5 protein-coding genes are annotated in these 6,083 nt (G+C 55.4%); all 5 read right to left on the reverse strand.

Annotated elements, in window-relative coordinates:
• Position 1: 1 nt before the first annotated feature.
• The gene (locus tag AC0L2Z_RS08880; protein ID WP_023797947.1) at positions 2-565 is read right to left on the reverse strand and encodes a slr1658 superfamily regulator; all 564 of its coding nucleotides are present in this window, start codon (positions 563-565) and stop codon (positions 2-4) included.
• A 2-nt stretch (positions 566-567) separates the two neighbouring features.
• Positions 568-2,937 carry a SpoIIE family protein phosphatase gene (locus AC0L2Z_RS08885; RefSeq protein ID WP_473627587.1) on the reverse strand — a complete coding sequence of 790 codons (2,370 nt, stop codon included), beginning with the start codon at positions 2,935-2,937 and terminating at the stop codon, positions 568-570.
• Positions 2,938-2,951: 14 nt separating this feature from the next.
• Entirely contained in the window at positions 2,952-4,130 is a 1,179-nt protein-coding gene (locus tag AC0L2Z_RS08890) for a methyltransferase domain-containing protein (RefSeq protein ID WP_473627573.1), read from the reverse strand.
• A complete protein-coding gene (locus AC0L2Z_RS08895) occupies positions 4,127-4,648 on the reverse strand; it encodes a ubiquinone biosynthesis methyltransferase UbiE (protein WP_287240397.1) in 522 nt (173 codons plus the stop codon). The genes AC0L2Z_RS08890 and AC0L2Z_RS08895 overlap by 4 nt, the downstream gene beginning before the upstream one ends.
• Positions 4,649-4,717: 69 nt before the next feature.
• Positions 4,718-6,083, reverse strand: a 1,366-nt coding sequence (locus AC0L2Z_RS08900) for a putative bifunctional diguanylate cyclase/phosphodiesterase (RefSeq protein ID WP_473627575.1), incomplete at its 5' end; no start/stop codon positions are given.

Here is a 6,083-nt window from a genome sequence, read left to right on the forward strand (position 1 = left end):
TTTAGTTATAAGTTTCTGATGATACCACAATTGAAGCATATGTTTCCAGGCGAACCTGGTCCCTTTCGTCGGCGGGGCTGAAGACCCAAGCCAGGCTCGCGCCATAGTCGCTCATCAACGTCAGCAATCCAAGACCGGAATTTGTTGTCTGAGGGTCCGCGGCATTCTCTTCGATTCGCTGGATCAGGAGCTCACCCGGATCGCCGGCTGTGATCTCCGACAGAAGATTTTGAAATTTAGCGGTCGTTTCGACGTCAACAACATTCGAAACCTTGATTTTAAAACTTTCCGATTCTATGGCCGCCTCGATGGTGATCTCGCCTGGCGCACGAAACTTGACCGCATTTTCAATCAGTTCGTTGACTAGATAGCCAATGCTGTGTCGCACTTCCCTGTAGTCGTTGCGAGAAGACTGGAAGCGCAGGGCAAAAACGTCCGCGATGAAGTCCGAAGTAGTAGCGCAATGATGCCAACTCAGATCGAGAGGTCCATCGAACAATCGCACGCGGCTGACGCTCTCTCTCATTCCAATTGCAAAGTCGGCTGTTCCGAACAGTGTTGTCATTCCTACTTGTGCCTCATGATCACGAGCGTGATGTCGTCGTGGATTTTCTGTGTTCCGATATGCGCCATCAGGTCCTCAATAATTCCAGTTTTGATCTCCTCGGCGCTCCTGCGATGATAGTGGCGCGCACTGTTAGAGAGGCGTATCAAACCGAACAATTTTCCCTCCTGATCTTCCGCCTCGGTCACACCATCCGTGTGGAGCACGATCACATCGCCGCTGTTGAACGGAATGTCGCGCGTTGCGATAAACGGCAAGATGTTGCGTTCGAGGCCGATCGGCAGACCAAGATTGGCGGTATCGATACGCTCGATCTCTCCATTTGCACGAACGACGAGAACCTCCTCATGCTGCCCTGACAGGGTCACCCTCCCATTCTCAAAGTCAAGAAAGGCCAGCGAGAGATGCTTGTCGGTGTTGGTCCGTTCGATATTTTTATAGATGGCTCTGTTCAGTCGATCGAGAAACTGACGTGGATTGTCCTCGCCAGTCTCCTGCAGCGCGCGTGCAACGGATTGAACCATCAGCATCAGCACACCGCTTTCGAGCCCGTGGCCTGTCACATCGCCGATCCCGATTTTGACCCGCGATCCCTCTTGCAAGACGTCGTAGTAGTCGCCGCCGACCTCGTCGGCCGGCCGCATATAAGCTGCGATTTCGACCCCGTGGATGGCTTCGAGTTCGCTGGCTCTCGGCAGAACCATCATCTGGATATGTTTGGCAACTGCAAGCTCTGCACCAAGGCGGAGGTTCTCATCTCGCAATTTGCTGTTGAGGGCGGAAATCTCCTGATTTGCGTCTTCAAGCTCCTTCGTTCTTTCATCGACGATTTGCTCGAGATTTTCCGTATGGAAGCTGATCTCCTCCGCCATCCGGTTGAACGCGACCCCCACCTCTCCCACTTCGTCATGCGTCGGAATGCTTACTCGAACTGAATAGTCTTGTGCCTGGAGCCGCTTTGCGGCTGCTGCAAGCGCGCTGAGGCCTGCGGTGATCCGCTTTGAGATTCCGAAGACAGCCGCAAAGACAATCAGGAGCGAAATGATAATTGCGATGATCTGGGAGACCAGGATCCGGTTGGTCGCGCTGGAAATGCTCTGTTGCGCTGCAAGCAGGGAAGCATAGATTTCCCGCTCCGGGACGACGAAGCCGAGCATCTGGTTTTCGGCTGTGATGGACCCCGTGCTGTTCCAGAGATTGACTGCCTCCAGTCGGCGAAGCGCGACGATGTGAGGTTCGGCTTCGCCATCCTCCTCCCAAATCGAAATATGCTTGATGACCGTCTTGTCGTCGGCAGGAAGTTCGAGCGCCGCAACGGCCGAATGCGTACTCTTTTTGAGCGAGCGATCGAGTCCGGTAACGCCTTGACCCGCCGCACCGCTTGCAATCTTGAGCCCGAGCGTTTTCTCGCCTTCGGGCTTGATCGCGAGCACATTGCCATTCGACATGGTGAGAAAACCGAAGCCCGTCTCAGCGACCTTCACGCTTTCGACGATTTCAGCGAGTTGATCGAGCGTTACGTCGGAAGCGACCATGCCGGCGACATCCTTGCGGTCCTTCGTCCAGAGCGGATGGAAAAAACTCACTATGAGCTTGCCGGTAATCGCATCGATATATGGGGCAGTCGCCGTGATGTCATCGCCTGTTACGGGGCGCGAATTCGGGTCCCTGATCCACCCCTGCCAGCGCTCATAGACGCCAGGAAAGAAGAAATCCCAGAAATTTGCGTTGTTGTGGCCCGGATAGAGCTTGTCGAAGGTTTGCGCCTGATCGGAGTAAGGAGTCGTGCGCATGATAGGTGCTGCCTTCGGTCCAACGTAATAGACCTGCAACTTCCTGGCGCCTGTTGCCATTTGGCTTGGGCCAAAAATGTCGAACGCCGCACTCTCCTGAATTTTGTGGAGAATTTCGGGCTTCGGTCGGCCATCGGGGGAGAGAAGATATCCCCAAATACTCAAGACCGAAGGCCACCCTTGTGGGCTCTGCATCCAGTTTCCCTTGGGGTCATGTATAAGCGGCGCATTGAAATAGGAGTCCGTCGCCAGCGCGTTGCCGATTGCCTCCTTCGCCTCTGGATGATCGATCAGTCTCTGCATGGAGCCTGCAAGTGCGGTAACCTCGGAGTGCATTTGGTCGAACAGGAGATCGGCGCGCAGAGCAGTCGTCTCGATATAATTCTGGAGGTATTCCTGGCTCGCCTTGGTGAGGCCGCTCTCGATCTGGTACGTCGCGTCGCGGGAAAGCCGGTTGACGTTCCACAGGGCGACGCTCCCACCGACCAGGAGGTCGAACAGCACCGCCCCGCCTACAACGATTATGAATTTCGCGCGGAAGCTGTTAGGCCGGAAAACGGACCAGGGTTTGGGGGAAATGGCATGCGACTCGCTCACAGTGGCTTACGTCCCGATGCAACCCAGATTGGCCAGCCGGCATATCCCTTGGGGTGGAGCGCAGCGAAAATGTGATCCTGGAAACCCTGTCGGAACCGTCTGATGAACGCCGGCGGGTCACCTCGCTTTGTCGCCATCTCGCCTGCATAGACGTTCTCCCATGCCGCGACGACATCTGCGAAGTCCTGCGGATCGCCGTCGTGGTTGGTGACCACGAAAGACTCGACTCGAATGTCTTCGAACCCCGCTTCGACCAGGTATCGACGGCTTTTGGGGCCAAGCTCGATATCCATCTGGAAGTGCGCCCAAAGCTTGGCGACTTCATTATAGGTCCACTGGATGCTATCGGCGCGCGGTTCGCCCAGACAGTGCGAGTTCTTTTCATTCGTGATGTAGACGCGTCCGCCCGGCTTGCAGATGCGAAAGAGTTCCTTGAGAATCAGTTCGGGCTTGTTGAACACCTGCAGGGAGTGTCGGCATGTGACCAAGTCAAACTGATCTTGGTCGAGCAGCATTTCTGACGCGTCGCCATAGGTGTATTCAATTCCTCCGATATCGAACGCCGCAGCCACGCTTCGCGCATAAGCAAGGCTTGATCTGGAATGGTCGAGAGCGACAATCCGTGATGGCTGAAATTCTTTCTGCACGAGTACGGCGAAATCACCAATTCCGCAACAGATGTCGGCCATGATGATACCGGGTTGCATGCCGTGTCGCGGCAAGATTGTGCGCTCGTGGCGCCAAGTCATCTTCGTCTGTGTGCGGAGGATCGGAATGAACCCGCCTTCTTCGAGGAAGCTCTGCCCCGGATAGAAATCACTGTCATACTCTTGAACAGTGATGTTCGCTTCGATTCCGTTCAGGCGCCCGAATTTTCTGGTCGTCCACCCGACAACGCTTGACGTTACGAGTACGAACCTGAGATCTGGTCGAACGCGACAGGCGTCAATAATGACCCGCGAGAAAGCATGAAATGCGGTGTTGTTCATTTGCGTCAATCGTTTGACGTTTAGGTACAGAGTGCCGCGTACACGAGCGATTGATTCCTTCAACAGGGCAATGCTGGGCGCAAGCTCATCGATCGATTGGGGCCGCAGTATTCCCGATATCGAGAACTCCTGATCGTTTGCATCGTATTGCGCTCTGAAACGCGGGAAAAGGTTGTACGCGCTCAACTTGGCATGCCCTCAAGCGGAAGATCGACGACAAGAGTGATGATTTCAGCGCCGACTTGCTCGACTCGAAGGGTCGCGTTGTAGTCGATGGCGAGTTCCAGGAGAACGACTTCACGACTGGGCGCGAGGTCTCCGGACACTGAGTTGAGATAGCGCTCCATTGCCTCGGATCCCGTAATTTGAAACACCGCTTCTTCAAAGAATTGTCGTTCTTCGGGCATGCAAGGGAATGTCAGTTCGATCCTGTCCGTCTCGCCCCGGCGGGACACTCTACAGGCTATTTCACCGCCGTAATGCCGCGTACGAAAGGCGACCTCCAATAATTCGTTCAACGCAGAGGAAAAGAGGTTTGAATGCCGTACGGAGTCAGTTCTGTTATGGCTGATCATCCGCGCCGAGTAGGTCGAGAGTTGATCGCAGAGTATCCAATCAGACATAAAAGTTTTGACGTCCAAATCGATCTGGATCATTGTCTCAAAGACTGCTTCGCCATCTTCGGCATGAGAAGCAATATTCATTGGCGTTCCTCACTCGTTTCTGGCTGCATTTTAGTCAAGCGATGCGACCCCTCAGTTTCGTCCACGCCGCTATGCATGGGGCCGGACGCTGGATCGCCAGATTTCGTCCCCACTTTCGCGTATTAGTTCCTTGGGAGATCGCCTGATGAAATCGCGCGTCGCCTCGGCTCCGAGTGGCCGTCCAAGGAAATCGCCCTGGAGGTAATCACAGTCTTCCCTGATCAGCCACTGTGCTTGTCCCGGCGTTTCAACTCCCTCCGCGGTGACGCTTATCCCCAAGCCGTGCGCCATGCCTATGATCGATCGCACGATCGTCTGACTTTTTCGATCGGTTTCTAAGTCTTTTATGAAGTATCGGTCTATCTTCAATGTGTCGAACGGGAAGTTCTTAAGGTAACTCAACGAGGAGTAGTAGGTGCCGAAATCGTCTAGCGCGATCCTTATCCCGAGGACATTCAGGGTATTCAGTGTGTCAATGTTGTCGACGGTTTGCTCGAGAAGAACGGTTTCGGTAATCTCGAGCTCAAGCCGGTCGGCGCGGATTCCGACTGCGTCGACGATCTGAGCAACCGTGTCCGTGAGCGAACCGCTCAGGAACTGCGCCGGCGACAGGTTCACGGCGACCGTCAGTGAAGACGGCCATCTCGTTGCTTGGCGGCAGGCTTCTTCGATCACCCATCGTCCAATCTCGTCCATGAGACCGTCGGCTTCGGCGATCGGTATGAACACGCTCGGAGGAATGGTCCCGACTTCGGGATGCCGCCATCGCAGCAGCGCTTCGAAGCCCACGACCGACGCGGGAGCCCGAATGAGCGGTTGATATTCAAGATAAAGCTCGTTCCGGTCCAGCGCCATTCGAAGACTGCGCCTCAGGTTTTCACGCTGTTCGAGCAGGAGCTGCATCGAGCGATTGAAAATTCGCGCACAGCCGCGTCCGTCTCTTTTGGCGGCATAAAGGGCGATATCCGCGGCCTTCATCAACTGCTCGCCCTCGGTCGCGTGTCCCGGTCCGAATGCAATTCCGATGCTCGCGCCGACGAAGACGGGGATGTCGTTGATCATGAACGGCGCCTTGAATGCTTCAATTAACGCCCCCGCGAGGCGTTCCGCTTCGGCGGGCTGTCCCGTACGCGATTGAATGACGGCGAACTCGTCTCCAGCTAACCGGTATGCGAGTTCGCCGTCCTGAAGCGTGTCCCGGATCCGGCCTGCTGCCAGTTGAAGCAACGTATCGCCCGTGCCATGGCCGAGTGTGTCATTGACCGCTTTGAAACCGTCAAGGTCGATTTGCAGCAGGGCAGTGGCATTTGGCTCATCGACCACCGACAGAGCTTGTTGCAGGTTTTCGCTGAACCCCCGCCGGTTCTGCAATCCGGTTAATGCGTCGTGCGTCGCCTGATGAAGGAGCATCATACGCTCTTGCTCTTCCGGTGAG

The organism is Mesorhizobium sp. WSM4850 (assembly GCF_055811735.1).

Coding starts and splice junctions, on each gene's coding strand:
- AC0L2Z_RS08880 (WP_023797947.1), bottom strand. CDS start 565: ATGACAACACTGTTCGGAACAGCCGACTTTGCAATTGGAATGAGAGAG.
- AC0L2Z_RS08895 (WP_287240397.1), bottom strand. CDS start 4,648: ATGAATATTGCTTCTCATGCCGAAGATGGCGAAGCAGTCTTTGAGACA.